This window comes from Sulfurimonas sp. SWIR-19, from assembly GCF_020410885.1.
GTDB classification, from domain to species: Bacteria; Campylobacterota; Campylobacteria; order Campylobacterales; family Sulfurimonadaceae; genus Sulfurimonas; species Sulfurimonas sediminis.
This window is the reverse complement of record NZ_CP084578.1, coordinates 2,340,407-2,367,357: the sequence shown is the minus strand read 5'-3', so window position 1 is coordinate 2,367,357 and position 26,951 is coordinate 2,340,407. Positions and strand designations below refer to the sequence as shown.

The following is a 26,951-nucleotide window of genomic DNA, read 5'->3' as shown; positions in this document are numbered from 1 at the left end:
AATATGGCAGGTGGATTAAAATCAAAAGTACAGAAAAACTCTAATGCAAAGACAACTGTCATAAAAAAACTGGATCTTGAGAGTTCTTCGAGTGATATCGAAATTTATGCAAAAGAGGTTTTAAACGCACTTATTGCAGACAATTTACCGCCTACTCCCAATAACTTTTCACTCTATTTTGACAGACTTCTGGAAGATAAAAGCGAAAACCTTCGCAAGCAGATACACTCTATTTTGGAACTTGAAGAAAACAATGATGATGAAAATACTATTGTTTTGGAACAAAATCTTAAACAGGGTTTTAGTTCCATCAAGCATATTCTTACGGTAACTGCCAACCTGTACAAAAATATGTCTTTAATGATAAAAATTTTAGAAAAAAGAAAAAAAGAGCTCAATAATGTACCTAGCGAAAAAGAGGCTGTGAACATAATTGGTATTTTAGAGGGGGATGTTTCCAAGCTAAATTCTATTTTAAAAACACAAAGCTCTCAAATGAAAACAATCTATGATGATACAGCTAAAATTGTTAAAAATGTTGAGAATGAGACAATATTTGACAATCAATTCGGAGTTTATAACAAACGTTATCTGCTTACAAAAATTGAGCAGGAAATTGGGCTTATTAAAGAGTTTAATCATAAGAGTTCCCTTATTATGATAGAACTTTCTCGTGAGCTCAAGAAAAGTGTCAACAATGATAAGGCAATTTTACTGATGACCAGAACAATTGCAAGACTGCTTTTAAAAACTTCAAGACGCAGCGACATTGTGGCACATTACGGGAACGGAGTCTTTGCAATGCTGCTCAAGCATACAGATATAGAGAGTGCCCAAAAGGCAAGTGAGCGACTGAGTGATTTGGTTTCAAACTCTAATTTCTTTTTAGCAGACAGAGAAATCCATCTAAAAATTTCTATCGGTGTGACAGATGTAAATCCTGAAAATTCTGTTGAAGAGATTGTAGTAAGTGCAATGGACGGTATCCAAAAAGCGTATGAAGATAAAAACAGTGATTATGCTGTCTCATTAAGATCATAAAAAGCAGGAAAATTTTTAAGAGATGAAATTAACTATAGTAGAATACCCGGATAAAAGACTAAGAGAAAAATCTTGCGAAGTCAAAGATTTTGATGATTCTTTACATGAATTGCTTGATGCCATGAACCCTTTGATGATAAGCACAAACGGTATAGGTCTTGCGGCGATTCAGGTAGGACATCCGATTCGAGCTCTTATTTTAAATATTCCTGATGAAGAGGGTGAACAGCCCCCTGAAAACCTCCTTGAAATCATCAATCCGGTTATGACGCATAAAAGTGGAGAAACAACCTATCAAGAGGGTTGCTTGAGTGTTCCCCAGTTTTATGAAGATATTAAACGATATGAAAATATTATTATAAATTATCAAGACAGATACGGGAACACAAAAACACTCGAAGCAAATGGGCTTTTGGCTATAGCCATTCAGCATGAGATGGATCACCTTGAAGGTATTTTATTTATAGACAAACTCTCCTATGCAAGACGAAAGAAGTTTGAAAAAGAGTATAAAAAAATGCAAAAAGAGAGAAAAAACAGCAAATAAAATGACAATTTGTCATATTATTCCTTACATGTAAAGTATTCAGCTAAGATAGAAACAACTAGAAGAAGGTTGATTCAATGAAAAAAGTTCGCTGTGCAACATATGAGGGAATAGATGCCAAAGTCGTTGATGTGGAATCAACCTTGACGAAAGGGCTGCCGTCGTTTTCTATAGTAGGGATGGCATCTACTGCTATTACTGAATCAAAAGAGCGGGTAAAATCTGCACTCCTGAGCAATGATTTTTCTTTTCCTCCCAAGAGAATTACTTTTCTTCTGGCTCCGTCTGAACTTGCAAAATCGGGTTCACAGTTCGATTTGAGTATGGCTCTGCTTATACTTTTGAATGAGAGTGATGCGGACTTGAACGGCTGGTTCGTTTTTGGTGAACTGGGGCTCGACGGAAAGGTAAAAGAAAATATTCAGCTCTATCCTTTAATTCTTTCTTTGGCAAATCAGGGGCTTATATCGCAAGCTGTTGTACCGTATGAATCACTGCAAAAGCTGTCAAAAATTCCAAATGTTTCATTTTACGGAGTCAAAAGTGTCAATGAGGCTGTCAGTCTTTTGAAAAATCAGGAGAATGCAACGCCAAATATAGAACAAAGTGAAATTGGCTATCCGTATTATCAGTTAGAGGCACAAAGATTTTATTATACAAAAGAGTATACAGAAGATTTTATAGATGTCAAAGGACAGGAAATTGCCAAAAGAGCGGCTTTAATAGCCGCGGCAGGGTTTCATAATATTATTTTTGAAGGCAGTCCCGGGTGCGGGAAGAGTATGATTGCAAACAGACTCCGTTATATTCTTCCGCCCATGACAGAGAGTGAAATCCTGGATGTTGCCAAGCTTGAAGTTTTGGAGGGGTATGAACCACAATTCAAACCTCACAGAACACTAAAAAATCCACATCACAGTTCTACACCGGCAAGTATTTTTGGCGGGGGCAGTCATAAGGCTAAGATTGGAGAGGTAGGGCTTGCAAACAACGGTATACTGTTTTTTGATGAATTACCGCATTTTTCAAAAGCCGTTTTGGAATCACTCAGAGAGCCAATGCAGGATGCAAAAATAAGAATTTCAAGAGTGAATTCTAAAGTGGAATATCCTGCCAGATTTTTGTTTGTAGGCGCCATGAATCCTTGTCCATGCGGAAATTTATTAGATTCACACAAAGAGTGCAGGTGCAGTGATCTGGAAATTCAAAAATACAAAAACCGTCTCTCTGAACCATTTTTGGACAGAATAGATTTAAATGTGGTCATGCAAAATGTAAATGCAAATGATCGTCCAAGCTTTTCATCAAAAGAAATGCACAAAACGGTTATTGAAGCACATATATTTTGCCAAAAACGTGGGCAAAAAGAGTTTAATGCGCATCTTTCAGATAAGGATCTGGAGAGATTTTGCAAGATGGACAATGCATCCAATACAATACTTCAGACTGCCATAGAAAGGTTTGCCTTGTCATTTAGAAGTATAAAAAAAATTCAAAAAGTTGCTCGGACAATAGCAGATTTGTCTCAATCAGTTTTGATTGAAAAAGAACATATGCTTGAGGCTCTTTCATACAGAAAAAGGTAGGTTAGTAAAAGATATTTATATATCTTTTATTTGCATTCAGTTACAATGGTTGGGATTGGTATTACATGTAGTGTGCTTAAAATGAAGAGGAGAAAAGAAATATGCATGACAGAAGAAAAAAATCAAAAATATTACCGATCTTTTTTTTATTTTTGCAGATAACAGCATTTTTCTTTGCAAGCTATTTCTTTTATCTGTTGGCAGTTACCATGGGAGTATCTATAAATATTACAGTGTTGATTATAGCAATTGTCAGTATATTTGCCATAATAAAATTTTTTGCCAGATACTTTGAAGTTAAAAATCGGATAAAATATATGGACTATGAATATTTTGGAAAAAAAGAGAAGTGATAAAATTTTTTTTTATGTTGTGTATAATAAGCCCATATCTATTTGTCTTGAGTGATGAGCGTCTTGTCATCAAAAAGAGTAAGAAGAGAACAGTTACACATCAGCTGTCGGTAAAAGAGAAAAAAAAGAGATTTTTGATGTTGATGGCTCCTGTTGTTCGTAAAGTGCATAATGAACTGATGCAAAGATATAAACGAATTGCAAAAGATATCGCGCATAAAGAAAACAGAGAAGAGATTGAGTTCTTGAAAAAAAAATATAAGGCGACAAGTGATGAGGATTTGTTGGCACGTTTGAAGCCGCATCCTGTAAGCATTACATTGGCCCAGGCTGCTATGGAAAGCTCATGGGCTACTTCGAGATTTTTTAAAGAGGCAAACAATGTTTTTGGAATGTGGAGTTCTCATGCAAATGAAAAACGTATTGCCGCAGGTAAAAAAAGGGGTGGTACACAAACGATATGGCTAAGAAAATTTGATACACTAGAAGATGCTATACGTGCCTATTTTGAAATGATTGCAACAGGAAAGGCATATAACAAGTTTCGTCAACTGCGTTTAGAGTATGATGATCCCTATAAAATAACGCAGGGTCTGGATAAGTATTCTGAAATGGGAGAGGACTATACAAAAGTGTTAAACCAGGTGATTAAGTTTAATCATTTAACGAAATATGACCGTTAAAGTATTATTTTTCATTTTGTTGTATAATGGTTTTATATATAAAAGGAGTTTGTTATGCAACATAAACTGACCGATTTGCCTTTTCCACCAGATGCGCTTGAATCTTTTTTATCCCAAGAAACGCTTTTTTACCATCACCAGAAACATCATGCGGGTTATGTCAAAAAACTCAATGAGCTGATCAAAGATACAGAGTATGAGCAGATGAGTCTGGAGCAGATCATTACTCAGTCTGACGGCGCTGTTTTTAACAATGCGGCACAGACATTTAATCATAACTTTTATTGGAATTGTCTTTCTCCGACTGCAACGGTACCATCGGATGCACTGCTGAGAAAAATTACAGATGTTTTTGGCAGTATGGAAAAACTGAAAGAAGCATTTTTAAATGCAGCACTTACAAATTTCGGCTCAGGGTGGACATGGCTTGTTCTGGATCAGCATGAACATTTAAAAATTGTGAATACTTCCAATGCCCAGACACCCATAGCACATCATGAAACGCCTCTGCTTACATGTGATGTCTGGGAACATGCCTATTATCTTGATTATAAAAACGAAAGAGCAAAATATCTTGATGCTTTTTGGGAACATATTAACTGGGAAAATGCTTCAAAAATATTTGCAGATAAAGAGCATTTGAATGCAGTCGGTCTGTATGGCATTGTAAACAATGATCCCGATGACCCCATGTCGGATTATCTGGATGAGTTGCAAAGAGCAGAAGAAATCAGTTCTTGATTTAGAGGTGCCCTTTATAAAAACACCTGTTGGCTATACATTGTAATAGGTAGCCTCAGGATGGTATACAACAAGCGCCGAAGTTGACTGCTCGGGGTGTATTTGAAATGTTTCACTTAATTCAATTCCAAACTCTTCGGGTTTTAAAAGATTGAACAAAGGACGGTTGAGTTCCAAGTCAGGGCAGGCGGCATAGCCAAAAGAGTAACGGCTTCCCTGATATCTGTTCATGCGTACATCGGCGAGAGTGTTTCCTTCATCTTTTGCAATGTTGAGGTCAAGGCGTATTTGTTTATGGGCAATTTCCGCAAGGGCTTCGGCAAGTTCAACCCCGAGTCCATGAAACTGATAATACTCCGTATAGTCGCCTCTTTCATAGATTTCACGTTCTGCATCACTGATTTTACTGCCGGCACTCACACAGGTAAGTGCGATGACATCATGTCTGTCGTTATGAAAAAAGTCACTGAGTGCGCGGTGTGGTTTTTTTCTCTGACGCGGAAAGGTAAAAACTTCTTCGGCACGTCCTATGATGTGTTCAAGCGGTTCACGGTTGATATCTTCTTCTTTGAACCAGCCCTCGCTTTCATCAAAAATCAAAAGGGAGGTATCATCGCTTCTGCACGGCCAGTAGCCGTAGAGTATGGTCGGATCAAAAAGTTTTTCTTCGATAAAACGCCTTTTGAGTTTTTCATAGGCGGGCCATACAACTTCATCAAGCTGTTTTTGGTAGGCTTCTTTTGTCATGCCTTTTGAGGAGTAGCCCCAGCGGGATTTGAAAAGTATTTTATGGTTAATCCATTCAAAAGCCATTTCAATTTGCTGTGAGGTAAGTTTAATTTCGCGTCTGCCCCAAAACGGCGGTGTCGGTACGGGTACATCCCGTGAGGGCATTTTGATTTCAGACAACGGCGGGATAATAACCTCTTTGACTTCTTTTCGTTCTATTTCAGGCGCATCAGGATGCAGATTTGTATCAAAATTACCGGCTTCTATGCGGCTCATGGCGGTGACACCGTCAAAAGCATCTTTGCAGTAAAAAATAGGGCCGTCATAGGCAGGTCGGCAAAAATCATCTATAAAAGCACGTGTAAGAGCTGCACCACCCAAAAGAATCGGAATTTTAATGCCTTTTTCCTGTAAAATATTCAAGTTTTCAAGCATCACCTGTGTCGATTTTACCAAAAGACCACTCATGCCGAGAGCCTGTGCGTTTGATTTTTCCAATGTTTCAAGGAAGTTGTCAAGTTCTACTTTTATACCAAGATTGATGACCTTGTAGCCGTTGTTTGAGAGAATAATATCAACAAGATTTTTCCCGACATCATGAACATCGCCTTTGACGGTCCCCAGTATCAGTGTGGTATCGGTTTCTTTTTCAATTTTTGGCAGATAGGGTTTGAGATGGTCAACTGCTTTTTTCATGGTTTCTGCTGACTGTAATACAAAAGGAAGCTGCATCTGCCCCGAACCGAAAAGTTCGCCGACAACTTTCATGGCATCTATGAGAATTTCATTGACTATTTTTTCAGGAGCAATTTTGTGACGAGCCTCTTCCACAAGAGGAATCATTCTGTCTTTGTCTCCGTCCATGAGCAATTTTGCTATTTTTTCTTCATCACTCATTTTGAGGTAGGCTTCATCTACCGCATCATTGTCGACGGCCTCTTTGGAAGAAAAATGTTCTATAAAGGTAAAAAGCGCTTCTCCGTTTGGTTTGCGGTTAAAAATCAAATCATCACAAATTTCCTGATCTTCTTTTGGAATTTTATTAAGAGGAATGATATGTTTGACATTGATGATAACCGAGGTGAGTCCTGCCTCGACACAATGGTGCAAGAACATAGAGTTGAGGTAGGGTCTTGCATCCTTGTCGAGTCCGAAAGAGATATTTGAAAGTCCTAAAATTGCACCGACTTCCGGATGTTTTTGACGAAGTTGTCGTATAGCTTCAATGGTGTTGATTCCCGCATCAAAATACTCTTCATCTCCGGAACCAAGTGTAAAGGTCAAGACGTCAAACACAAGGTCCTCTTTTTTGATGCCGTGACGATTGGTGGCAAGGTCGATAATACGCTCAGCTACTCTGATTTTATCTTCGACGGTTTTTGCCATCCCTTTTTCATCAATCGTCAGACAGACAAGACTGGCACCGAATTTTTTGGCCAACTGACACACGGCGTCGAATTTCGGCTCGCCGTCTTCAAGGTTGACAGAGTTAAGAATCGGCTTGCCTCCGATATGTTTGAGGGCAGTTTCGAGTCCTTTGGTCTGGGTAGAGTCAGGCATAAGGGGCAGAGCGATTTTTTGGGCATACATTGCCATCACTTCTGTCATATCTTTTGTTTCATCGCGTCCGGCAAACCCGACATTGACATCAAGTACATGCGCACCTGCGCGAACCTGCTGCTGGGCAACGGAGAGGGTGCCTTCATAATCTTCTGCCAAAAGCAGTTCACGGAATGCCTTTGAACCGGTTGCATTGGAACGCTCACCTACAAGTAGCGGTGCGGGTTCTTGCATAAGAGGAACGGTGTTAAAAAGTGAAGCGATGGAATTTTGCTGAGAACCTGATGGTGTTTTAGGTGTAATTGTTGTGACTTTATCAACAAGTGCGCGAATATGCTGAGGTGTTGTTCCGCAGCATCCTCCTAAGAAGCTCACACCGTCATACTCTAAAAACTTCTCCTGTTGTGCAACAAACTCATCAGGTCCCATCGGGTAGTAAGTGTAGCCTCCGCGGTTTTGCGGCAGACCGGCATTGGCATGCACACTGATTGGTTTGCCCCAAAGTTCACTGAGTGTTTTGACATGTTTGAGTACCTGCTCAGGCCCTGTTCCACAGTTAAAACCAAGAGAGAGAATGTCAAAGGGCTCCATAATGGTTGCAATTGTTTCGGCATCTGTCCCTATAAGCATTGTTCCGCTGAGCTCGATGGTTACAGAAACCATGATGGGGATTTCGACCCCTTTTTGTCTGCATGCTTCTTGTATAGCATGCAGGGCAGCCTTTATCTGCAGCGGGTCTTGGGCCGTTTCAATGAGAAATACATCAACTCCTCCGTCGATAAGGGCAAGACAAAATTCAGTATAGCCTGCATACATCTCATCATAGGTGATATGTCCAAGAGAAGGAAGCTTTGTGCCCGGTCCTATGGAACCCAAACAAAAACGGGGATGCTCCGGTGTTGAAAAAGCCTCACACTGCTTTTTTACGAGTTCTGCTCCGGCACGTGTCAGTTCATACGCACGATGACCAATGTTGTATTCATCCAAAACCCAGGAAAATGAACCAAAGGTATTGGTTGTGATGAAATCAGCCCCGGCAGTCAGATAGGCATGAAAAATATCATTCATAATTTCAGGAGCTGTTACATTGAGCAGTTCGTTACAGCCCTCATTTCCTTCCCATGCCTCTTTTGGAATTTGATCATCACGTTGCTGCAGTTGTGTACCCATTGCCCCATCGATGATAAGCGGGCGTTTTTTGATAGTTTCCAAGATGTATTGTTTTGTTGTCATATATAAAATCTTTATAGAAAATTAATTCTTATATTGTAACAAACAAGAGCATAAAGAACTCTTTGTTGATTTGTTGGGTTCTGGGATCTAATTTTTCATAAATCTTATTAAAAGTAAAGCTTTTAAAAAAAACTTTGTTATAATGAAGAAATTTATTAGTAGGAGTAGACTATATAGACCTTTTCAACGCCCAACAAATGAGAGTGAGAAACTACAACCCATACCGTTCCCAAGATCAATATGACAATGCCAATATAGAGTATGAACTTTTGCAGCATTTAAGAATTGGTGCCAGTTTGGGGCTTGTTGATAATTCCTGGTTTATGATGACTCTTAACGGCGGCTTGTACAAAGGCTCTTATACTGCAGGTTTTGATATGCAGCTTGCAATTTTTAAACTTCAGGCTGCAACATACCAAGAACAGCTAGGTTCGACAATTGGACAAATTGAAGACAGACGCTATATGCTGGTGGTTGGAATTGGCTGGTAAAGTATAAATTTTTAACTTTTTGACGAAAAAATCAATTTTATCATTGACTTTATTCGTCAAAAAAGAGTATAATGGCGATGAAATTAAAAAGATAGTGAGGTTTTATCGTCGAATGACAATAGCATACATCCGCCCAGATAAAAATTTTCTTGCGGCACATGAACAATTACAGCATATTAATGCCTACGCTCTTAGTAAGCAGATTACAATAAATGAAGAATTTGTAGATCAAACTTCCCAAAATAAACGCTTAGATAAACGTACAAATGTAACCTCTTATTTCCAATCAAAAAAAGAAGCAATACTGTTGATATATGATGTTTGGGTTTTGAGTACAAATATGGAAGATTTAATTCAGATGGTAAGCTGCCTAATGAAAAATAACTATAAAGTACACTTTATTAAACATTCCGTTATAATGTCCAAAGAGAGCAGTGCAATGTTGATTTTAGGCCTTATGGATCAGTTGCGCCAAAAAATCCAAGCTGATGCAAAACGAATGATTGGTCGTCCCAAAGGGAGTAGGTCAAGCTCTAAATTTGATAAATACATTAACGAAATTTTACAGTATTTAAAAGAGGGAAAGAGTGTGAGTTCTATGGCTCGGCTTTTAAATGTAAGTAGAAGTTCGTTAAAAGATTATATAGAATCAAGAGAGTTAAAACAGGTTGCATTTGGTTCATTAGTACCAGAAGCCAAAGAGAATGCAGAAGAACAAGTGATTAATACTATCATTTGTCCAGAATGATATCAAAGGAGAAAAAATGAGTGAAAAGAAAAAAAGTATAGAGATACCTACCCCTTGGAGAATTAAACGCTATTATGTTTATGCGTTGGCGACAATAGTGGCTTTGGTGCTGCCATGGATTAAAGTCAATGGACACCACTTCTTTTTATTGAGTTTTGACAAAATGAAACTGGACCTTGCTTTTGTGCAGTTTGATATGCAAGAGTTGTATTTGATGCCATTTTTATTGATGCTTCTTTTTATTACTATATTTGGTATGACAGTTTTAGGTGGTCGTGTTTTTTGTGGATGGGTATGTCCGCAAACTGTGTTTCGTGTCATTTATCGTGACTTGATTGAAACAAAGTTATTGCATTTACGCAAGCGTATCGGAAACAAGCAGCAAGAACCGGATATGTCAAAACCTGAAAACAAAGTCAAAAAAGCGATCGCTGTTATGATATGGACGGTGCTTGCATTGATTGCAGGAGCCGATTTTATGTGGTATTTTGTCCCGCCGGAGACCTTTTTCCAGTATCTAAGCAATCCTGGAGAGCATTTGACAATGATTGGTTTTGTTGTAGGGATTGCAGCATTTTTGATTTATGACATTGTATTTTTAAAAGAAAATTTTTGTATTTATGTCTGTCCATACTCTCGTGTACAGTCAGTACTCTATGATGAACACACAGTTATGGCGATATATGACTTTAACAGAGGCGGACATATCTATGACGAGCATCACCATAAAAAATTTGAAAAACAAAAAGAGCTGCAAACAGTAGAGCCAAATGCCGAATGTACGACATGTGAAAAATGTGTCACTGTCTGTCCTACACACATCGATATTCGTGAGGGACTGCAACTTGAATGTATAAACTGTCTGGAGTGTGTTGATGCCTGTACAACAGTTATGGGCAAACTTGGAAAACCATCACTCGTGACATGGTCAAGTGAGTATGAAATAGCTGAGAAAAAAGGAAAAACAAAATATTTTCGTCCAAAAATCATAGCATATATGGTTTTACTTGTGGGTCTTATGTTTGCACTTGGATATATGAGTACGACGAAAGAGCATATGCTTTTAAATATCAATAAAGAGACAAGACTTTATTCTGTCAAACATCTTGCAAATAATAAATTTGCAGTTGAAAACTCTTATGTCTTTTTATTGCAAAATACTGAGAACAAGCCAATGAAATTTTTCTTTGAAGTTATTCCTCCAAAAGGAATGGAAGGGAAAATTCAAATAGTAAAACCGTCAAAACCTTTCAGAGTGGTTCCTGGTGTTAAAAAGAAAAAAATTGTTACACTTAGAACAACAGAAATGTTGGTTGATGACAAACGCAAAGATACTATTATCCCTATTACTATTCATGCATATGCTTTGGATAAAGACGGAAAGCCTAGTAAACTTATTTCTGTAATGAGGCATACAATCTTCGTCTTTCCTAAAGAGAATGTCCTTTTAGGCTCAAAATAAATTTAATAATAAGAAATCACACCATGGTGTGATTTCTATCAAATTCTTCACAAATAAATAATTTGTTTTCTCATCAGCATAAAATTTGCTATAATTCGCCTCTATTTATAAATTTATAATAAAAGGTAATAACTATGGCATTCTCAAAAGAAAATAGAAAAGGTACTGTTTCAGGTATCATCTTTGTTGCAATATTTGCAGCTGCTGCAACATCAATAGCGCAAATTGCATTTGTCAAATCACTTGGCATCTCTCCTCTTGTTATCGGTATAGTATTAGGTATTTTTTATGCAAATACTTTACATAACCATATTCCAAGTGCCTGGGGAAGCGGTATTACGTTTTCAGGCAAAAAGATTCTTCGTTTCGCAATCGTATTTTATGGTTTTCGTATAACATTTCAACAGATTATGGATGTGGGACTCAGTGGTTTTACTGTCTCACTCATTATGCTTTCCACGACTTTTTTACTGGGAACATATTTAGGTATAAAAGCGTTTAAAATGGATAAAGACACATCAATGCTTACAGCAGCAGGTGCCTCTGTCTGTGGTGCTGCGGCAGTTCTTGCAACAGAGCCTGTTTTAAAAGCAGAAGGGTATAAAACTGCTGTAGCGGTTTCAATGGTTGTGCTGTTTGGTACAATTTCTATGTTTTTGTATCCTGTTTTGTATGCATCAATTATTGAGCCGGCAACAGGATTTTTGCATATGACTCCGGAACAGTTTGGTATCTATACGGGCGGGACTATTCATGAAGTGGCACAGGTTGTGGCTGTACCTGCTTCTATTCCAGGTGCACCTGAAATTATGGCAAACTCTGCAGTGATTGTTAAAATGACTCGTGTTATTATGATTGCGCCAATGCTTATTGTTTTGGGAATTTATTTGTCTATGCAGGCAAAAAAAGAGGGAAAATCCGGTGGTAAATTACAGCTTGTCATCCCTTGGTTTGCAGTATATTTTATAGGTATGGCCGGATTTAACTCTTTGGATTTGGTGCCGCATGCTATTGTTGATACTATCAATACAATTGATACTTTTCTTTTAACAATGGCAATGACAGCACTGGGTATGGGAACAATTTTTTCCAAATTCAAAGGTCTTGGTTTGGCACCGCTGTATACTGCCGGTGCGATGTTTGCATGGCTGGTTATAGGTGGTTTTGTGGTGACGAAGTTTGTAACAGCTGCTCTGTAGCAACTGTTGCAGATTTGGCAATTTAAGCTTCTTAATAAACTTATTTAAATAAATATTATATAATATTTATACTAGTTCACAAGGAGTTTAATTTTGTCATATATTCCAAATACATTAAACTCTTTTTGGCTTTGGAAAGAGGTTTATGTAAAACTGGGAATTTCTAATCCTGCCTATAAATATTGGAAAAACACTCCAACGTTAAAATTGAATAATAAATATATTTTTATTCAAAAACAGACACTCCCAAAAAAACATGAACATGTTGAAAATATTCTAACCGATCTTTCGGGTTATTTGCCAATCAAATATGCATCAGATCAGTTACATGTAAATGAACACTTGTTCGTAAGTAACAAAATGGCACTTCATACAGAGTTTGAGTATAAGTTTGTCGAAGATGTAAAATTTGTAAATGTAAAAAGATTTTTTAGAGAATATGGCATTAAAGTCAATAAAAATTCCATTGTACAGTTAGGGAAAATCAAGGATTTGGAAATATCTTCGGATGCAACATTTTATAATTTGAAAAATGATTACGGATTGGTGGTATATAATTCATGAATACTTTTTTTATAGAGTTTCGAGACCCTCTTTTTTCCATTATTATTTTCTTTACCATTATATTTATAATTACTTTTTTTTCTTATTGGTGGGGGAGATATAAAAGAAAAGAGGACTCTAAACAGATAAGTAAATTTTTGGAACAGTTTCGTACCTTGCCATCACATAACGAATTGAAAATTTTAATAGCTGAAGGAGGGCTGTCTGAAAAATCATGGCTGCTTCTTGCAAGTGCATACTATAAAAACGGTGATTATGAAAAAAGTATAGAGATATATAATGAAATATTAAAACTTGGAAATAAAAGAAATACGAGAGAAACAATGTTTTTACTTGGAAAAACATATTTTAAAGCAGGATTTTTAGAACGTTCCAAGCATGTTTTTTTAGAAATTCTGAAAAAGAATCCTCGTACACCGGAAGCTTTGCATTATTTGCTTCTTGTATATGAATATATGAAAGATTACAAATCTGCTTTGGAAGTTTTAGAGCCATTGGATGAACTTCAAGAAGATGTTATGCTTGAACGTGCGTATCTACATGTTTTGGAAACTCTTGATTCGCCGAATATGACAAAAGAAGAAAAAGTCCAGAAGTTGTTGGAGATATATAAAAATGCTCATCGTCTGGCTTATTTGATATTTGATTATATTTTTCAAGTAAACCCGCAACTTGCCTGGGAAAATATTGACATCTCTAAAAGTGAACTTTTGACAGAACTCTTCTGGCGATGTGATTCAAAAGATTTGAATTTGGATATAATTACAGACAATGGCTATCTGCGGGAACTTTATACTGCAAGAGGTGATGTGAAACTTGCATACAACAGCAGTATATTTGAGCTTGATGTGCTGATAAAACTTGAGGGAAAATCAAATGCAACACTCAGTTTTGAGTATGTGTGTGATAACTGCAAAGGGACATATCCTTTTGCTTTTAGCCGTTGCAGTTCATGCCATGCGATAGATACAGCAAGAGTGGAATACAGTTTAAGTAAAGACTACGGTAAGGAATTCAGTGAAGAAAATAACTCTTTTCAGTGACGGCAGTGCCTTGGGGAATCCAGGGCCGGGAGGTTATGGCGTTATTTTGCGATATGGTAAAAGTGAAAAAGAGCTTTCAGGCTCGGAGCTTCATACTACAAATAACAGAATGGAACTCAAAGGTGCAATAGAAGGGCTTCGTGCTCTAAAAGAGCCTTGTGAAGTCGATATTATTTCTGATTCCTCTTATGTGGTAAAAGGAATCAATGAGTGGTTGCAAAACTGGATTAAAAGAGATTTTAAAAAAGTCAAGAACCCTGATTTGTGGAAAGAATATATAGAAGTGGCCAAACCGCATAAGATTCATGCCATATGGGTGCGGGGACATGACGGTCATGAAGAAAATGAGCGATGCGATGTATTGGCAAAAGAAGCGGCGCAAAAAGCCAAAGAAGCTTTAACACAATGAGGAGAAGGTATTTATGCATAAAAATATAAAGACATTGGAAGAAAAATTAGGATATGAGTTTCGTGATAAAAAGCTCATTATCGAAGCGCTGACACATAAAAGCTATAAGCAGCCCTACGATAATGAGCGATTGGAGTTTTTGGGTGATGCCGTACTGGACCTTGTGGTCGGAGAGTATCTTTTTAAAAAGTTTCGGACATCTGATGAAGGAAAACTCTCCAAAATCCGGGCATCACTGGTCAATGAAACAGGTTTTGACAAACTGGCACGGGCTTTGAATCTGGGTGATTACATACTGCTTTCAAATGCTGAAGACAATAATGGCGGGCGTGAAAAATCTTCTCTGCTTTCAAATGCTTTTGAAGCTATAATGGGTGCAATATATTTGGAAGCCGGTTTAGCAGAAGTACGTAGAATAGCCATTGATTTAATAGAAAAAAATCATGATGAGATCTCTTTGGATTCTTTGTTCCGTGATTTTAAAACAACACTTCAGGAATTGACACAGGCCCGCTTCGGGATAACGCCGGAGTATAAAGTATTGGCATCACGCGGTCCTGATCATCAAAAAGAATTTGAAGTGGGTGTATTTATAGAAGACAAAGAGTATGCCAGAGCAAAGGGAAAGAGTAAAAAAATTGCGCAACAAGAGGCCGCGAGAGTTGCTGTAGATATGCTAAATAAGGAAAAAAAGTGAACAGTTTTGGAATGAAATTACGATTTTCAACATTTGGAGAGTCTCATGGAAAAGCATTAGGTTGTCTTTTGGATGGTGTTCCCGCGGGCTTGAATATTGATGAAGAATATATTCAAAGTGAACTTGACAGAAGAAAACCCGGAAAAAGTAAATTTGAAACCGCCAGAAAAGAAGCAGATAAGGTTGAAATCTTAAGCGGTGTGTTTGAGGGGAAAAGTACTGGTACTCCAATTGCAATGGTTATCTACAATACAAACCAAAAATCCAAAGACTATACAAATATCAAAGATGTGTTTCGTCCCGGGCATGCAGATTTTACCTATTTTCACAAATATGGTATACGAGACTACAGAGGCGGAGGGCGCAGCTCTGCGAGAGAAACTGCTGCAAGAGTAGCAGCAGGGGCTATTGCGAAGCTAATGCTTCAGGAACTTGGCATTACAGTGCTTAGCGGTATCAGTGAAGTTGCAGGCATACAGGCAGAAGATTTTAATTATGAAGGTGCGAAGAAAAGTGTAATTTATGCACTTGATGCCAATAAAGAAGAAGCACAAAAAGCAGCAATACTCAAAGCAAAAGAGGCGCATGATTCTGTCGGTGGTGTTTCGCGTGTTGTCATCAAAGGCACACCCGTAGGCTTGGGACAGCCTCTTTACTATAAACTAGACGCTGTTTTAGCTGATGCTATGATGGGTATTAATGCAGTAAAAGCTGTTGAGATTGGGGATGGAGTATTGAGTGCCAAGGTACACGGTTCTCAAAACAATGATCAGATACGTGCAAACGGATTTGAATCCAATCATTCGGGTGGAATACTCGGTGGTATCAGTAACGGGGAAGATATAGTGCTTAATGTCTATTTTAAACCTACGCCATCTATTTTCAAAGAGCAGCATACTGTTACAACAGCAAATGAGGAAGTGGATTTTTCACTCAAAGGCAGGCATGATCCTTGTGTTGCTATTCGCGGTACTGTTGTATGTGAATCAATGGCCGCTTTGGTTATAGCTGATATGATACTGCTCAATATGGGTTCAAAAATGGATGGTGTCATTAAATATTATAAATAATATTTAAAAATCATCATCCCCAAATTCTTTTTCCATTGCTTTTTGATACTTTAATTCTTCTTCTTTTTGGAGCTGTTGTTTTGTTAAGACGGCTTCATGAAGAAACGCACCGAAAAATGTTTTTGGTTCTAATTTTGCCAAAGCAAGATAAATACCGCTGATAAGGGCAATAATGGTTATACCTGCTACTGCTTTTTGTATAGGATTAAATCTTTGTATAGGCTCTTTTATTCGCATTTCACAGGTTCCGCCCGGGCAGAGTGTTGGACTTTTTCTTGTTATAAACTTGTAAATCATACAGCCTACACATATCGAAAAAGCACTTTCGAGAAACATTAATGCAAGACACAGTACGCAGATAAGCACTTTGTAGAAAGTAATATCCCAGTTGAGTACAAACCATTGCATCATAGGCAACGATATGAGCCAGCCAAGAGTCCAGGCAAAGCGTTTTTGGAGTCCGCCTACATATTCCGGTTTTTGATTTTGTACAGCCAGTTTTCCTAGCAGTAAAGAGGGCGAGTATTTGGGAGAAATCATTCTTGCTGTAAAGTCAATAAATAAAAATGTCAAGTAGACTCTTGCTACGATGACATGTCCAAATCCTATTCCTATAAAAATTACAAGCATTCCCAGTAAGCCAAGTATACCAGCGGCAGCTCTTGCCTCACGCTCATTAATGACGGTTACATCATAACCCGGAACTCTTTCTCCGTAGTCTAGTAAAAAACTTTTTAAATTCATAAAATACCTTTCGTTGTAATAATTATTCTGTCATTTCTTTTAAAATTTTGACAATCATCCCCTGGGCTTCTTTTAACGGACGTATAGATTCTTCGTCTTGTATGTCGAGTGTATTTATCCAGTTTTCAACACCCAAAAATCCCATATACATCTTTGTTTCATTTTTTTTCTTGTAAAGATAGAAAGAGCACGGTGCCCAGGCACCTGCTTCTGGATGCAGTTTTGAAACAGGGTATATTACATCAAATTTGCAAATAGAATATGTATGAAAAAAATCATACGCATGAAAATCGTAATCATCAAATATTTCTTCTTGCAGATTTGTATAGTTTGGAAACAAAAATCCCAAAGGTTCTAATTCACCTTCAAATTCTGCTTCAAAATCCTCTATATAGTCTTCCATTGACAGGTCGGTCTTTACTTCTGTGGACATATCAATTGCAAATGATTTTTTTGGAAATTTTACAGTGTAATTTAAGTATTTAAAATGTCCGTCTGGCATTGCTTTTTTCAGTCCTGTTTGTATCAAAGCAGCATATTTTACTAGATCCGGATCATATTTGGGAACACCTGTCGCTCTTGACATTCCGTTGAGTGTGAGGGTTGCTATATTCATATTGCCGTCTTTGTCTTCCCAGATAGACATAGTTAAAGGTGTCAATGCACCAAATTTAGGATACTTTCTAATAATTTTATATGTGAGTTCACTGTTTATATACATAGCAAGATTGTAAATTTTATAATGCACTTTGCCAAACCTGGTTTTAAACGGCTTATTCATATCATTATTTCCGGGAACACTCAGTCCAATGGCATCAAAAGCAGCTTCTATTGTTTTGGGAGTAACCTTTTTGTTTGTATTGTGTGTTGTAAAAACCTGCACATCCTGCGTTTGGACAGGTTTGGAAGGTGTTGAGGCATATGTACCGTTACAGCCGTTTATAGACAGCGTTGCTAAAACAACCATTATCAGAGTGTATATCTTTTTCACTTAGTCTCCTTGAGTTTTCTATTGCATAATACGGATTAAATTTATACTGTGTAACTTTATCATTATTGTTATATAAATAATATTAATAGAGTCAAATACTTACTGTATCTCCGACTTTAATTACGCAAGGACCACTTATTATTTTTGCAAATATACCTCTGTCGTTTTTTAGCAGTTTAGGCAACTTTGGATTTATGATGGACAAACCTTTACATAGCGTGCAGTTTTGTGTTATTTCCAATGTGGTATCACCTATTACAAAGGTGTCCCCTGCATTTAAATGGTAGGGGTTGATATCAATTAAAATATTTTCGCCCAGTGCTCCGTCTGAAAGGTTTATATTTGTCTCAGATGCCATATTGTAGCTTTGGATAGAGGTAATTAAAATAGCTCTTTGATCATTTTTATTGTAAAATTTATCATTTAGAATTCCGTGTTCGTCGGCATCTATATGAGAGGTGCTTATTCTTGTTTTATCAGTATCATTTTTTGTGATGAATAATTTCAGAACTTTACCCTGCAGGTTTTTCTTCATCTGTTTTTGCTCATTATTTGTATTTGTTGTAGTTGTTGTAAAAAATTGAGAGTATGAGAGCCAATGTAGTCATTGGCTCTTAAAAAAGAGGGTAAAATTATTTAATTTTACCTTTGCCTTTGTAAGTTTTACCTTTAAGGTCAACTGCTAACATTTCAACCTTATCACCTTTTTTACCAATTCCTTTAAATTGAAATTTGAAAATAGGGTTTTTAGATAAGAACTGTGAAGTAGACATATCTAAAACAGTCTCACCGTTGACTGTAGCAGTTAAATGAGTAATAAAGTTTGCGTTATCTCTGCTACCGGTTTTCTTTTCTGCCATATTGTAAGTCATCATTTGATGTTTAACCATTGCTTTAACTTTAACAACACCGCCTTTTAATTTTGCTTTTACTTTAATTCCAGCCATTGTATTTCCTTATTTATTTTATTTTTTCTGTATCAAAATGAGAAGGAATTATCCTTCACATCCACCAAGAGCAACATCAAGAGTTTTCTTAGCAGCATATAGTTTGCCGTCTTTACCCTCAGCAACGATTGTTATCGTACCGGATTTAGCCATTTTGATTTTAATAGAATATTTGTTTACACTGTACTTGTTTGTTTCTACAACAAGTACTGCTGCTTCCGGATTTGCATCTTGAAATACAGAAATTGTTTTTACATCTTTGTCGGTTGAAAAATCAACCGGAATTGCACCACCGTTACTTGCAACATCAGGAGCAGTAAGTTTCACACCCTCCATTGTTAATGCATTTGAACCATACATTGCTTTTATAGCATCATCAACAGTTTTTGCTGTCCATACAGTCGGTTTAAGTTTTCTATAGTCTTCTGCTCTTACACTAGCAGGTACAACAGCTAACGCCAATGCACCTAAAGTCATGCTTAAAAATTTTCTTCTTTCCATCATTTTATCCTTTTTGTTTATTTACTTTGGTTGACTATGTAGTCAACAACTGATTTGAATTGTTTGTCAGAGAGCGATGAACCACCTTTAGGAGGCATTCCTGTATCAGTCCCTTTTAAACCGTTTTCATATACTTTATCCATTCCTTTTGCAAGTAACGGTGCCCATGCGGACTTGTCTCCAGGTGCTGGAGCAGCACCTGTATCATGGCACATTGCACAGTTTGCAGCATATGCTTTTTTCGCATCAAAACTGCTCTCTTCTTTCTCTTTTGGAAGATCTCTTACTGCAGACAAAGGTGGATGAAAGTCACTGATACCGGCACCTTTTATATAAACAACTTTCGCAGTCGGTTCCTGACAGTTTTTCATACATCTTGAGGCAGGGTTTTTTACATCATATGTCTGTCCGCCAAAGTTTTTTGCATTTGCATAATACTTACGTACATTTTCAGGACCATTCGGACCAGCGATATCCGGTTCAAATCCGTCTCTGTTTGGCATTTTTATTTTTAGGAATTTTTCACGATTAAGTACATACTCATCATCAACTTCCACGCCGTCTATTTCCATTTCATTTGCATTTAATATATATGCAACCAAAGCATATACTTCATCATCTGTTAATGAATCTGTCATTGGGTGCGGCATCGCATCTTTGATGTACCACCATAGAGTACTTGCCTGTGGCCAGTATGTACCAAAAACGCGTACAGGACCGTCAGTATCCGGCTTGATTCTTTGATATTTGAGTGTTTTATGTAGTTCATAGGCATTTCCTTTAGATAACGCAGGGTAACCACCACCGCCTGATCCAAAGTCACCATGACACATGACACACTTCGCTTCATAAATATTTTCACCTTCTTCGACGCTTCCCTGACCTTCAGGTAAACCTGTACCGTCAGCCATGACATCAGAATTCCATTCGTCATATTCCGCTTTTGTCGGAGTACGGCCATATTTTACATCTGCATTATGTGCATTTGTATTTACATAATATGGTCCTGTTTTTCCGTTTACAACAGGGTAATCCACTCCACCGTCAATAGAAGCTTTTGTAGGCACATTTGAACCTGCAGGTGAAGCATTTTCCATACATGCAGAAAGTCCCAGTGACAATACAGCTGCAGTAGAAATTGAAATTAATAATTTTTTATTTAATGTAAACATCATTACGCTTTTCCTTCTATTACTAACTCGCCATTTGCTTTACGCCCTAATTGAGAACGTACTTCAACATGAGTTATTTTTCCGTCTTTTTCAACTTTCCATGTTTCTACTGCATTTCTATGATAAACAGCTTCGACACCAACTACAAGAATTTCTTGATCAACTGTCGGTTGGATGTATCCTGCATCATCTCTTGCACGAGAAGTAAGGAAGAGTTCCTGCCCTTTTTTGTATGTATGCATATAGCTCCAGCGTGTCCAGCATTTAGGAAGAACCAAACCTTTGAGTTTCGCTTCAACATAGTTTTTTCCACCATTAAAAGAGAGGTCTACACCTGTAATTGTTCCCATTCCAGACCATGCAAGACCTTCTATCTCTACAATGTCACCATCTTCCAGGTCTGTCCAGTCAATTTCCGGAGACGGAGAAGTAACAGTTGAATTCACTTCATTTGCATAGAAGTGTTGGATCGCTTTTCCGGTTGGTTTTAATACTGTGTATTTCGAAGTCTCTTCTTTACAGTACCAAGGTTCACTTGCGAAGTCTAAGCGTCTTAGCCATTTGACACATAAGTTTCCTTCCCAGCCCGGAACAAGTAAACGAATCGGATATCCTTGTTCTGGACGTAATGCTTCACCATTTTGACCCCATACAATCATGGCATCATCCCAGACTTTTTCCATTGGAATGGTTCGACCCATTTTTGAGGAGTCTCCGCCTTCTGCAAGCATCCAAAGCGCTTCTTTTTTTACACCCAAGTCTTTGAGGATGTCTTTAATGTAAACACCTGTCCATTCCGCGCAAGACATAAAGCCTTTTGCAAACTGTAAAGAGTTGTATTGTGGACCTCTCCATTCTTGACCGCCGTTTGCAGGACACTCAATAAAGTGAGTACGTGTTACACTTGGGTAGCGCTTAAGCTGTTTCATAGTAAGAACCAGAGGTTTCTCAACCAGACCGGTAATCATAAGTCTGTGCTCATTCGGGTCAATATGTGCTACACCACCGTGACAACGACTGAAAAAGAGACCGTTTGGTGTGATGATTCCGCTTGACTCCTGTAAAGGTGTAACCGCAATAGATGCTCTGAAGTTACCTGAGGCAAGGAGCTTCGTGTATCTTCTTGTTACGTTGTGCTCATACTTAGATGGCATTCCGTAAAGATTTTTTGTTACAGGATCTCCCCATTTTGTTCCCCACGGTGTAGGTTCTAAAATGGCAGGATCGCCTGCTTCTTCTGATGCCAGAAGAGAAGTTCCAGCAAGTGCAGTTACAGATAATGCAGCTGTTTTTCTGAAAAAGTCTCTTCTGCCAAGACTTGAGTCTTTACTGTTGTCAGTAGCAGACTCTACATCTTGTTGAGATTTTTTTATATCCACAATGTTCTCCTTGGTAAGTTGTTATTCTGTTTAATACTTTTAATATCTCATTAATTTCCAGGCAATACAAATAATTGCTGATTTGTATTATGCCATTGTATGCTTAAATTATAAATACATAGCAAAAGGTATTATACAAAAAAATGAGACAAAAATGTGATATTGGCACCTAAAATGCACTAATTGGTTACTTATTGAAACACTCTCCATATATAACTAAAAATAATATTTATACAGGTTATTTTTAGAATAACATAAACTTATTAGATAATAAAAATTATTTTTCAACTATACCCAGCACAAGATAGGTTTCAGAGGCTTTGTCAATGAAAAACGGTATTACAAATCCCTGATGTTCAAGGTCTTTTATATTTTCATCATTAAAATAGACAGACTGCTTGTATTTTTGTGCTTTTGTCGGAATATTGATTATGACAGTGTCCAAATAGATTTTAAAGTTTTTTGTTGCATCAAAATCTTCTTTTGCAAGCTCTTGCAAAATATCCTGTAACTGTTTTTCAAACAGGTCAGTACACAGTATTTGCATTATTTGGCCTTTTCTTTGAGCCAGTTTGAAAGTTTTTGTGTGCAAGGATAGAACTCTTTTACAGAGCTCTTGTCCTGTTTGTACTTTTCAAATGCCTCTTGCATCTTTTTTTTTGCATCTTCATTGATTTTTTGCATTATCTACTCGTCATCATCTTCTTTTTGGGTTTTTGGTGTATTGCCATAAACAGCATCTACTTCTTCTGAAAGTGAACTGATTTCGTCTATGGCATCTTCATATGCTTCCACTTTTTCATCACAGTCCTCAGTGGCTTCAGCATTAGCTGTTGCTTCATGAAGAGAATCTTCTATCATATAGGCTTTAAAAGGCATACCGTAGTTGTAAACTATTTCTCCACCGTGTTTTCCTTGCAAAAGTGTTGTTGCTGTTGCTGCAAGTAAAAGAAGAATGGCCAATGCCTGGACAGCAAAATTTTTCATTTTATATCCGACTATCTGCACTAATGCGATAATACCTGTTGCTATTGCCAGATACAGACCAAGTTCTTTATGTTCGAGCAGTTCTTCTTTGCCTGCTTTGCTCAGATAATCAAAAATTTCCGGTCCGGCCTGATTTCCTGTATACCAGGCTACTGTCATTGCAAGTGCTGCTGCAATTGTCATTATAAGAGAAGTTTTCGACATCATTTCACTTTTGCTGTAAAGATAAACAAGTCCAAAAACGGAAGCAACTACAGGTAAAGCCATCGCAAAGTGTACGGTCGCAGGGTGTAACATCATAGTAAATCCTTTGTGTTTGAGTTTAGAAAATTATATTAAAACATTCAAATTTATTTTTTAGTTAATTATAATAATATATTATCTTAAGATGAAATTTATCTATCTTTTTTTTCCATCGCATCTTTTGCCGACTTTATTGCACTGCCAAGTGCTGCCCGGGCAACTTCCCATGCCTGTATTCCCATTTTTTTGGCTTCTTGCGCCTTTGGTGAATGCAGGGCACTGTCTGCTTTCTTGGCTGCAATTTTTGCAAAGGTAGAAAACTTTTCTTTGATAACTTCAGCTGTTTCTTTGGAGATAAGAATAAGCTCTTCGAGATCATAACGCATCTCTTTGTTAAGTTCGAGAAGAATTTTTTTAATGTATTGTGAGCTTTCTGCAGCCTGTGTGATGATTATCTGTGAAAAAAGTGTATCTGTCTGATGCAAATCTTCTATGATAGTATCATAATCTTCGATAAGTATATGTTTGGCTTCTACAGGCATAAAGGCAACTCTTTGTTTAAATCTGTCAATAGATTTGATCAATCCGCTTCGCATACCTTTGAGTGTGGCAGAGAGAATCTCTTCGGCTCTTGTCGGTGTTGCTTCTGCAACTTCTATAGTTGTTGCAAGAATCGTGGAGAGGATTTTTCTCACACGTATTGTATTGAGAGAACCTTCTTTTATAGATTCAAAGGTAATATCTTTTATAACCTCTTTGATTGATTCGTTTACATCACCGTCTGTATCTTTTTCCAATGCTGTAATAATGGCTGATTCCACCATTTCGCTGAGCATATCATACAGATCAATGGACTGCAGTTTGATTTGATGGAGCATATGAACAGCTTTGTCATCTTTGAGTTGCTCTTCAATAGCATTGAAAACCTCATATTTTGCTATTTGCAGCTCTTCTGATTTTTTATGCAAAGCTCTTTCGATGGCTTCTTTTTGTTCCAAAAGCTTTTGTACATCTTCTTTCAAAGCATGTGTTTCTTCTTCAATAAAAGTATTTGTCAAGGCTTTCATCTCATCCAGGGAGATGTCTTTCAGATCTACTTTTGCATTGGACAATGCATGTTCAATTCTTTTTTCTATACTTTTAAATTTATGTTGATTTTGATCCATGGGTTACTCCTAAAGTACCATTTTAATATCTTGATGATTTTTCAAAGCATCATATATAAATTTTCTGTCATCTTCGTTATGAACAAGTAAATCAAGGTTCATACTGACATATTTGCCTGTTTTAGACTTGTTTGAGTCTGTAAGTTTGTGTGAGCGTTCATCAATGACCTCTTTTATGGCATTTTGCAGAGCCTCTTTCTCACTTGCAATGACTTTGTAGCACCAGTTGCAAGGATATTCAAGTTCCAATTGTTTCTCTTTGAGTTTATCGTTTAAAGTCTCCACTTTTTCCTCCTGATTTAGATTCAAGTTGAACATTCTGTATCACCATTCCTTTGTCGATAGCCTTTACCATGTCATAAATTGTCAAAAGCCCGATGCTGACTCCGGTTAATGCTTCCATCTCAACACCTGTCTGTCCTGTGAGTTTCGCCGTAACTGTAAGCTTAAATCCCGGAAGCTGTGCCAATTCCTCTACATCACAGTTAATGCCGCTTAAATTTAAAGGATGACACATAGGAATGAGTTCGCTGGTTTTTTTCGTCCCCATAATAGCTGCAATAACGGCTGTTTGCAATACAGGGCCTTTTTTTGTCTTTTCGCTGACTATAGCATCGTAGGCATCTTGACTCATTTTTATGATACCGCTTGCTATTGCTACTCTTGTTGTATTGTTCTTATCACTTACGTCAACCATTTTAGGTCTTTGGTTTTCATCAAGATGCGTTAAATTCATTGTCCACTTTCTCTTTATACTAAATTGTTTTGCACTATTATAGCAAAGTGCTGTTAATAATGTGTGAGAATTTTAAGTGCGTTTTGATAATCTTTGGGGTGATTCATATTTAAAAAAGGTTTTGTATCTGGGAAATAAACATATGTTGTTTTGGAGTTTTGTAAAAGATAGCCGAGTTTGTGATTGTTTTCATGAAGCATCTGTAAAAATTTTGCTTGTAAATTTTTGGAGTAGATACCGCATAATGGCTGAACACCCTCATCTGTTTTGGCAATAACCGCATCAGCAGCAGAGTTGTCGGCAAGTATGATTTTTTCTATTTCTCTTTGGGAGACAAAGGGGGTATCAACACTCAGAACAAATATTTTTTCTGCACCGAGTGTATCAAATACTGTGACAAACCCAAGAGTAGGAGCGAAAACAGAAGAAACTTTTTTATCTTCTATAAAGTTTGCATCAAAAGAAAAAACTGATTTGTCTTTGCAGGAGATAGAAACATTTGAGAAGATTTTAGAGAGTCTTCTGTATTGATACTCTGCAAGTGTATTAAAACCGGCAAAAGGGAGAAGCGCTTTGTTCTTTCCCATTCTGCTGCTTTTGCCACCTGCAAAGATGACACAGGGTATGTCTATCATCTATCTTGGATCTGTAATATAGCCTGTAATTGCAGATGCCGCGGCAACAGCTGAATTTGCCAGGTAGACTTTTGAAGAACGACTTCCCATACGACCGACAAAGTTTCTGTTTGTTGTGCTGATGGCTACCTCTTCATCTCCTAAAATACCCATATATCCACCAAGACAGGCTCCGCATGTAGGGTTGCTCACAACACCGCCGGCATCTACAATGATGTCGATATATCCCAAATGGTTTGCTTCACGCAGGATTTTTTGTGTTCCCGGTGTGACAATAAGACGAACATCAGGATGGACTTTTTGTCCTTTGAGTATCTCAGCGGCTACTTTGAGGTCAGCAAGCCGACCGTTTGTACAGCTTCCGATAAAGGACTGGTCCACTTTGATTTTATCTTCAACGGCTTTTTTGACCGAGTGACCGTTTGACGGCAAAAAAGGATAGGCAATAACAGGGTCAAGGTTTGCAACATCAATCTCTAAAACCTGAACATACTCTGCATCTTCATCAGAGTAGTGAATGCGAGGTTCACGAGCGAGGTTTTTGTCTGCCAAAAACTCTGCTGTAATTTCATCATAAGCTACGATACCGTTTTTTGCACCGGCTTCAATCGCCATATTGCACATAGAAAATCTGTCATCCATTGTGAGGTGTTCAATTGTGCTTCCCGTAAATTCTAAGGTTTTATACAATGCACCGTCGACACCGATAAGACGGATAATCTCGAGGATAATATCTTTTCCTGTGGTATATTTTCCGGGTTTGCCTGAGAGTACAACTTTGATAGATTCGGGTACTTTGAACCAGTTCCCGCCGGTAATCATAGCAAATGCAAGATCCGTTGAACCCATTCCTGTTGAAAATGCACCGAGTGCCCCGTGCGTACATGTATGTGAATCTGCACCGATGATAACATCACCCGGAACAATCAGCCCCTTTTCCGGCAGTAAAGCATGCTCTATGCCCATATCTTTTTCATCAAAATAGTTTTTGAGTTGGTGTTTTTTTGCAAAATCGCGGGAAATTCTTGCCTGATTCGCGGATGCAATGTCTTTTGCCGGGATAAAGTGATCAAGAACGATAGAGAAACCGTCTGGATTTGCCAGTTTTTGTGCACCACTCTCTTCAAAAGCTTTGATAGAAATAGGTGTAGTAATATCGTTTCCGATAACCATATCAATATCGCAACGGATAATTTCACCCGCTTTTACTTCACGACCGATATGCTGTGAGAATATTTTTTCAGTTATAGTTTGCCCCATGATGGTTACCCTCTTATAATATAATTAATTTCGC

The 26,951-nt window shown here is 37.6% G+C and carries 31 protein-coding genes; 15 read left to right on the top strand and 16 right to left on the bottom strand.

The features are described from left to right. The first annotated feature begins 3 nt into the window (after positions 1-3). The 6 genes from LCX93_RS12310 to LCX93_RS12285 all read left to right on the top strand — a co-directional run bounded on the left by LCX93_RS12310 (position 4) and on the right by LCX93_RS12285 (position 4,951). On the top strand, positions 4-1,041 hold the full coding sequence (locus LCX93_RS12310) for a GGDEF domain-containing protein (RefSeq protein WP_226066615.1): 1,038 nt from the start codon (positions 4-6) through the stop codon (positions 1,039-1,041). 22 nt (positions 1,042-1,063) lie between these two features. Further along, on the top strand, positions 1,064-1,588 hold the full coding sequence (def, locus tag LCX93_RS12305) for a peptide deformylase (protein WP_226066613.1): 525 nt from the start codon (positions 1,064-1,066) through the stop codon (positions 1,586-1,588). Positions 1,589-1,665: 77 nt separating this feature from the next. Further along, on the top strand, positions 1,666-3,174 hold the full coding sequence (locus LCX93_RS12300; RefSeq protein ID WP_226066610.1) for a YifB family Mg chelatase-like AAA ATPase: 1,509 nt from the start codon (positions 1,666-1,668) through the stop codon (positions 3,172-3,174). Between the two features lie 101 nt (positions 3,175-3,275). Beyond that, positions 3,276-3,527 carry a hypothetical protein gene (locus LCX93_RS12295; protein ID WP_226066595.1) on the top strand — a complete coding sequence of 84 codons (252 nt, stop codon included), beginning with the start codon at positions 3,276-3,278 and terminating at the stop codon, positions 3,525-3,527. A gap of 14 nt (positions 3,528-3,541) precedes the next feature. Then, positions 3,542-4,210: a glucosaminidase domain-containing protein gene (locus LCX93_RS12290; protein WP_226066593.1), complete on the top strand. Its 669-nt coding sequence runs from the start codon at positions 3,542-3,544 to the stop codon at positions 4,208-4,210. 54 nt (positions 4,211-4,264) lie between these two features. Next, positions 4,265-4,951, top strand: a complete 687-nt coding sequence (locus LCX93_RS12285) for a superoxide dismutase (RefSeq protein WP_226066590.1) — start codon at positions 4,265-4,267, stop codon at positions 4,949-4,951. A gap of 33 nt (positions 4,952-4,984) precedes the next feature. Here LCX93_RS12285 and metH read toward each other — a convergent pair whose 3' ends face one another. Further along, positions 4,985-8,473 (bottom strand): methionine synthase, encoded by a 3,489-nt coding sequence (gene metH / locus LCX93_RS12280; RefSeq protein WP_226066589.1) that lies wholly within the window; start codon positions 8,471-8,473, stop codon positions 4,985-4,987. A gap of 203 nt (positions 8,474-8,676) precedes the next feature. Here metH and LCX93_RS12275 point away from each other — a divergent pair, with 203 nt between their 5' ends. The 9 genes from LCX93_RS12275 (at position 8,677) to aroC (ending at position 16,156) form a co-directional block, all read left to right on the top strand. Beyond that, positions 8,677-8,964 carry a hypothetical protein gene (locus LCX93_RS12275; RefSeq protein ID WP_226066586.1) on the top strand — a complete coding sequence of 96 codons (288 nt, stop codon included), beginning with the start codon at positions 8,677-8,679 and terminating at the stop codon, positions 8,962-8,964. Positions 8,965-9,076: 112 nt separating this feature from the next. Continuing rightward, positions 9,077-9,712 carry a recombinase family protein gene (locus LCX93_RS12270; RefSeq protein WP_193150742.1) on the top strand — a complete coding sequence of 212 codons (636 nt, stop codon included), beginning with the start codon at positions 9,077-9,079 and terminating at the stop codon, positions 9,710-9,712. 16 nt (positions 9,713-9,728) lie between these two features. Then, complete coding sequence (gene ccoG / locus LCX93_RS12265) at positions 9,729-11,174, top strand: cytochrome c oxidase accessory protein CcoG (protein WP_226066584.1); 1,446 nt, start codon at positions 9,729-9,731, stop codon at positions 11,172-11,174. A 134-nt stretch (positions 11,175-11,308) separates the two neighbouring features. Further along, positions 11,309-12,373: a YeiH family protein gene (locus tag LCX93_RS12260; RefSeq protein ID WP_226066582.1), complete on the top strand. Its 1,065-nt coding sequence runs from the start codon at positions 11,309-11,311 to the stop codon at positions 12,371-12,373. Between the two features lie 93 nt (positions 12,374-12,466). Further along, positions 12,467-12,937, top strand: coding sequence for a hypothetical protein (locus LCX93_RS12255; protein ID WP_226066580.1), 471 nt, complete (start codon positions 12,467-12,469; stop codon positions 12,935-12,937). After that, positions 12,934-13,980 carry a tetratricopeptide repeat protein gene (locus LCX93_RS12250; protein WP_226066578.1) on the top strand — a complete coding sequence of 349 codons (1,047 nt, stop codon included), beginning with the start codon at positions 12,934-12,936 and terminating at the stop codon, positions 13,978-13,980. Before LCX93_RS12255 ends, LCX93_RS12250 begins: the two co-directional genes overlap by 4 nt. Continuing rightward, positions 13,955-14,389: a ribonuclease HI gene (rnhA, locus tag LCX93_RS12245; RefSeq protein WP_226066576.1), complete on the top strand. Its 435-nt coding sequence runs from the start codon at positions 13,955-13,957 to the stop codon at positions 14,387-14,389. The genes LCX93_RS12250 and rnhA overlap by 26 nt, the downstream gene beginning before the upstream one ends. A gap of 13 nt (positions 14,390-14,402) precedes the next feature. After that, the gene (rnc, locus tag LCX93_RS12240; RefSeq protein ID WP_151899297.1) at positions 14,403-15,086 is read left to right on the top strand and encodes a ribonuclease III; all 684 of its coding nucleotides are present in this window, start codon (positions 14,403-14,405) and stop codon (positions 15,084-15,086) included. Then, positions 15,083-16,156: a chorismate synthase gene (aroC, locus tag LCX93_RS12235; RefSeq protein WP_226066575.1), complete on the top strand. Its 1,074-nt coding sequence runs from the start codon at positions 15,083-15,085 to the stop codon at positions 16,154-16,156. Before rnc ends, aroC begins: the two co-directional genes overlap by 4 nt. 3 nt (positions 16,157-16,159) lie before the next feature. Here the strand turns inward: aroC and LCX93_RS12230 are convergent, their stop codons facing one another. The 15 genes from LCX93_RS12230 to leuC form a co-directional block, all read right to left on the bottom strand. Continuing rightward, the gene (locus LCX93_RS12230; protein ID WP_193150735.1) at positions 16,160-16,900 is read right to left on the bottom strand and encodes a DUF4395 domain-containing protein; all 741 of its coding nucleotides are present in this window, start codon (positions 16,898-16,900) and stop codon (positions 16,160-16,162) included. A gap of 22 nt (positions 16,901-16,922) precedes the next feature. Next, a complete protein-coding gene (locus tag LCX93_RS12225; protein WP_226066573.1) occupies positions 16,923-17,891 on the bottom strand; it encodes a DUF302 domain-containing protein in 969 nt (322 codons plus the stop codon). A 91-nt stretch (positions 17,892-17,982) separates the two neighbouring features. Continuing rightward, the gene (locus tag LCX93_RS12220; protein ID WP_226066571.1) at positions 17,983-18,426 is read right to left on the bottom strand and encodes an MOSC domain-containing protein; all 444 of its coding nucleotides are present in this window, start codon (positions 18,424-18,426) and stop codon (positions 17,983-17,985) included. 97 nt (positions 18,427-18,523) lie between these two features. Next, on the bottom strand, positions 18,524-18,838 hold the full coding sequence (soxZ, locus tag LCX93_RS12215; protein ID WP_151899302.1) for a thiosulfate oxidation carrier complex protein SoxZ: 315 nt from the start codon (positions 18,836-18,838) through the stop codon (positions 18,524-18,526). A gap of 48 nt (positions 18,839-18,886) precedes the next feature. Beyond that, positions 18,887-19,339: a thiosulfate oxidation carrier protein SoxY gene (locus LCX93_RS12210; RefSeq protein WP_188110005.1), complete on the bottom strand. Its 453-nt coding sequence runs from the start codon at positions 19,337-19,339 to the stop codon at positions 18,887-18,889. A gap of 17 nt (positions 19,340-19,356) precedes the next feature. After that, positions 19,357-20,514 carry a c-type cytochrome gene (locus LCX93_RS12205; RefSeq protein ID WP_226066570.1) on the bottom strand — a complete coding sequence of 386 codons (1,158 nt, stop codon included), beginning with the start codon at positions 20,512-20,514 and terminating at the stop codon, positions 19,357-19,359. Further along, entirely contained in the window at positions 20,514-21,890 is a 1,377-nt protein-coding gene (gene soxC, locus LCX93_RS12200; RefSeq protein ID WP_226066569.1) for a sulfite dehydrogenase, read from the bottom strand. The genes LCX93_RS12205 and soxC overlap by 1 nt, the downstream gene beginning before the upstream one ends. Before the next feature lie 277 nt (positions 21,891-22,167). Further along, entirely contained in the window at positions 22,168-22,437 is a 270-nt protein-coding gene (locus tag LCX93_RS12195; protein WP_226066566.1) for a hypothetical protein, read from the bottom strand. Continuing rightward, entirely contained in the window at positions 22,437-22,574 is a 138-nt protein-coding gene (locus LCX93_RS12190) for a hypothetical protein (protein WP_226066564.1), read from the bottom strand. Before LCX93_RS12190 ends, LCX93_RS12195 begins: the two co-directional genes overlap by 1 nt. A gap of 3 nt (positions 22,575-22,577) precedes the next feature. Continuing rightward, positions 22,578-23,177, bottom strand: a complete 600-nt coding sequence (locus tag LCX93_RS12185; RefSeq protein ID WP_226066562.1) for a DUF2231 domain-containing protein — start codon at positions 23,175-23,177, stop codon at positions 22,578-22,580. A 95-nt stretch (positions 23,178-23,272) separates the two neighbouring features. After that, the gene (locus LCX93_RS12180; protein ID WP_226066560.1) at positions 23,273-24,286 is read right to left on the bottom strand and encodes a DUF6781 family protein; all 1,014 of its coding nucleotides are present in this window, start codon (positions 24,284-24,286) and stop codon (positions 23,273-23,275) included. Positions 24,287-24,295: 9 nt separating this feature from the next. After that, a complete protein-coding gene (locus LCX93_RS12175) occupies positions 24,296-24,571 on the bottom strand; it encodes an HP0495 family protein (protein WP_226066558.1) in 276 nt (91 codons plus the stop codon). Continuing rightward, on the bottom strand, positions 24,552-25,022 hold the full coding sequence (gene moaC / locus LCX93_RS12170; protein WP_193150724.1) for a cyclic pyranopterin monophosphate synthase MoaC: 471 nt from the start codon (positions 25,020-25,022) through the stop codon (positions 24,552-24,554). The genes LCX93_RS12175 and moaC overlap by 20 nt, the downstream gene beginning before the upstream one ends. Before the next feature lie 53 nt (positions 25,023-25,075). Beyond that, the gene (gene mobA, locus LCX93_RS12165; protein ID WP_226066556.1) at positions 25,076-25,657 is read right to left on the bottom strand and encodes a molybdenum cofactor guanylyltransferase MobA; all 582 of its coding nucleotides are present in this window, start codon (positions 25,655-25,657) and stop codon (positions 25,076-25,078) included. After that, positions 25,658-26,917 (bottom strand): 3-isopropylmalate dehydratase large subunit, encoded by a 1,260-nt coding sequence (gene leuC, locus LCX93_RS12160; protein ID WP_226066554.1) that lies wholly within the window; start codon positions 26,915-26,917, stop codon positions 25,658-25,660. Positions 26,918-26,951 lie beyond the last annotated feature (34 nt).

Coding starts and splice junctions, on each gene's coding strand:
- LCX93_RS12310 (WP_226066615.1), top strand. CDS start 4: ATGGCAGGTGGATTAAAATCAAAAGTACAGAAAAACTCTAATGCAAAG.
- def (WP_226066613.1), top strand. CDS start 1,064: ATGAAATTAACTATAGTAGAATACCCGGATAAAAGACTAAGAGAAAAA.
- LCX93_RS12300 (WP_226066610.1), top strand. CDS start 1,666: ATGAAAAAAGTTCGCTGTGCAACATATGAGGGAATAGATGCCAAAGTC.
- LCX93_RS12295 (WP_226066595.1), top strand. CDS start 3,276: ATGCATGACAGAAGAAAAAAATCAAAAATATTACCGATCTTTTTTTTA.
- LCX93_RS12290 (WP_226066593.1), top strand. CDS start 3,542: ATGTTGTGTATAATAAGCCCATATCTATTTGTCTTGAGTGATGAGCGT.
- LCX93_RS12285 (WP_226066590.1), top strand. CDS start 4,265: ATGCAACATAAACTGACCGATTTGCCTTTTCCACCAGATGCGCTTGAA.
- metH (WP_226066589.1), bottom strand. CDS start 8,473: ATGACAACAAAACAATACATCTTGGAAACTATCAAAAAACGCCCGCTT.
- LCX93_RS12270 (WP_193150742.1), top strand. CDS start 9,077: ATGACAATAGCATACATCCGCCCAGATAAAAATTTTCTTGCGGCACAT.
- ccoG (WP_226066584.1), top strand. CDS start 9,729: ATGAGTGAAAAGAAAAAAAGTATAGAGATACCTACCCCTTGGAGAATT.
- LCX93_RS12260 (WP_226066582.1), top strand. CDS start 11,309: ATGGCATTCTCAAAAGAAAATAGAAAAGGTACTGTTTCAGGTATCATC.
- LCX93_RS12250 (WP_226066578.1), top strand. CDS start 12,934: ATGAATACTTTTTTTATAGAGTTTCGAGACCCTCTTTTTTCCATTATT.
- rnc (WP_151899297.1), top strand. CDS start 14,403: ATGCATAAAAATATAAAGACATTGGAAGAAAAATTAGGATATGAGTTT.
- LCX93_RS12230 (WP_193150735.1), bottom strand. CDS start 16,900: ATGAATTTAAAAAGTTTTTTACTAGACTACGGAGAAAGAGTTCCGGGT.
- LCX93_RS12220 (WP_226066571.1), bottom strand. CDS start 18,426: ATGAAGAAAAACCTGCAGGGTAAAGTTCTGAAATTATTCATCACAAAA.
- soxZ (WP_151899302.1), bottom strand. CDS start 18,838: ATGGCTGGAATTAAAGTAAAAGCAAAATTAAAAGGCGGTGTTGTTAAA.
- LCX93_RS12210 (WP_188110005.1), bottom strand. CDS start 19,339: ATGGAAAGAAGAAAATTTTTAAGCATGACTTTAGGTGCATTGGCGTTA.
- LCX93_RS12205 (WP_226066570.1), bottom strand. CDS start 20,514: ATGATGTTTACATTAAATAAAAAATTATTAATTTCAATTTCTACTGCA.
- LCX93_RS12195 (WP_226066566.1), bottom strand. CDS start 22,437: ATGCAAATACTGTGTACTGACCTGTTTGAAAAACAGTTACAGGATATT.
- LCX93_RS12190 (WP_226066564.1), bottom strand. CDS start 22,574: ATGCAAAAAATCAATGAAGATGCAAAAAAAAAGATGCAAGAGGCATTT.
- LCX93_RS12185 (WP_226066562.1), bottom strand. CDS start 23,177: ATGATGTTACACCCTGCGACCGTACACTTTGCGATGGCTTTACCTGTA.
- LCX93_RS12180 (WP_226066560.1), bottom strand. CDS start 24,286: ATGGATCAAAATCAACATAAATTTAAAAGTATAGAAAAAAGAATTGAA.
- moaC (WP_193150724.1), bottom strand. CDS start 25,022: ATGAATTTAACGCATCTTGATGAAAACCAAAGACCTAAAATGGTTGAC.
- mobA (WP_226066556.1), bottom strand. CDS start 25,657: ATGATAGACATACCCTGTGTCATCTTTGCAGGTGGCAAAAGCAGCAGA.
- leuC (WP_226066554.1), bottom strand. CDS start 26,917: ATGGGGCAAACTATAACTGAAAAAATATTCTCACAGCATATCGGTCGT.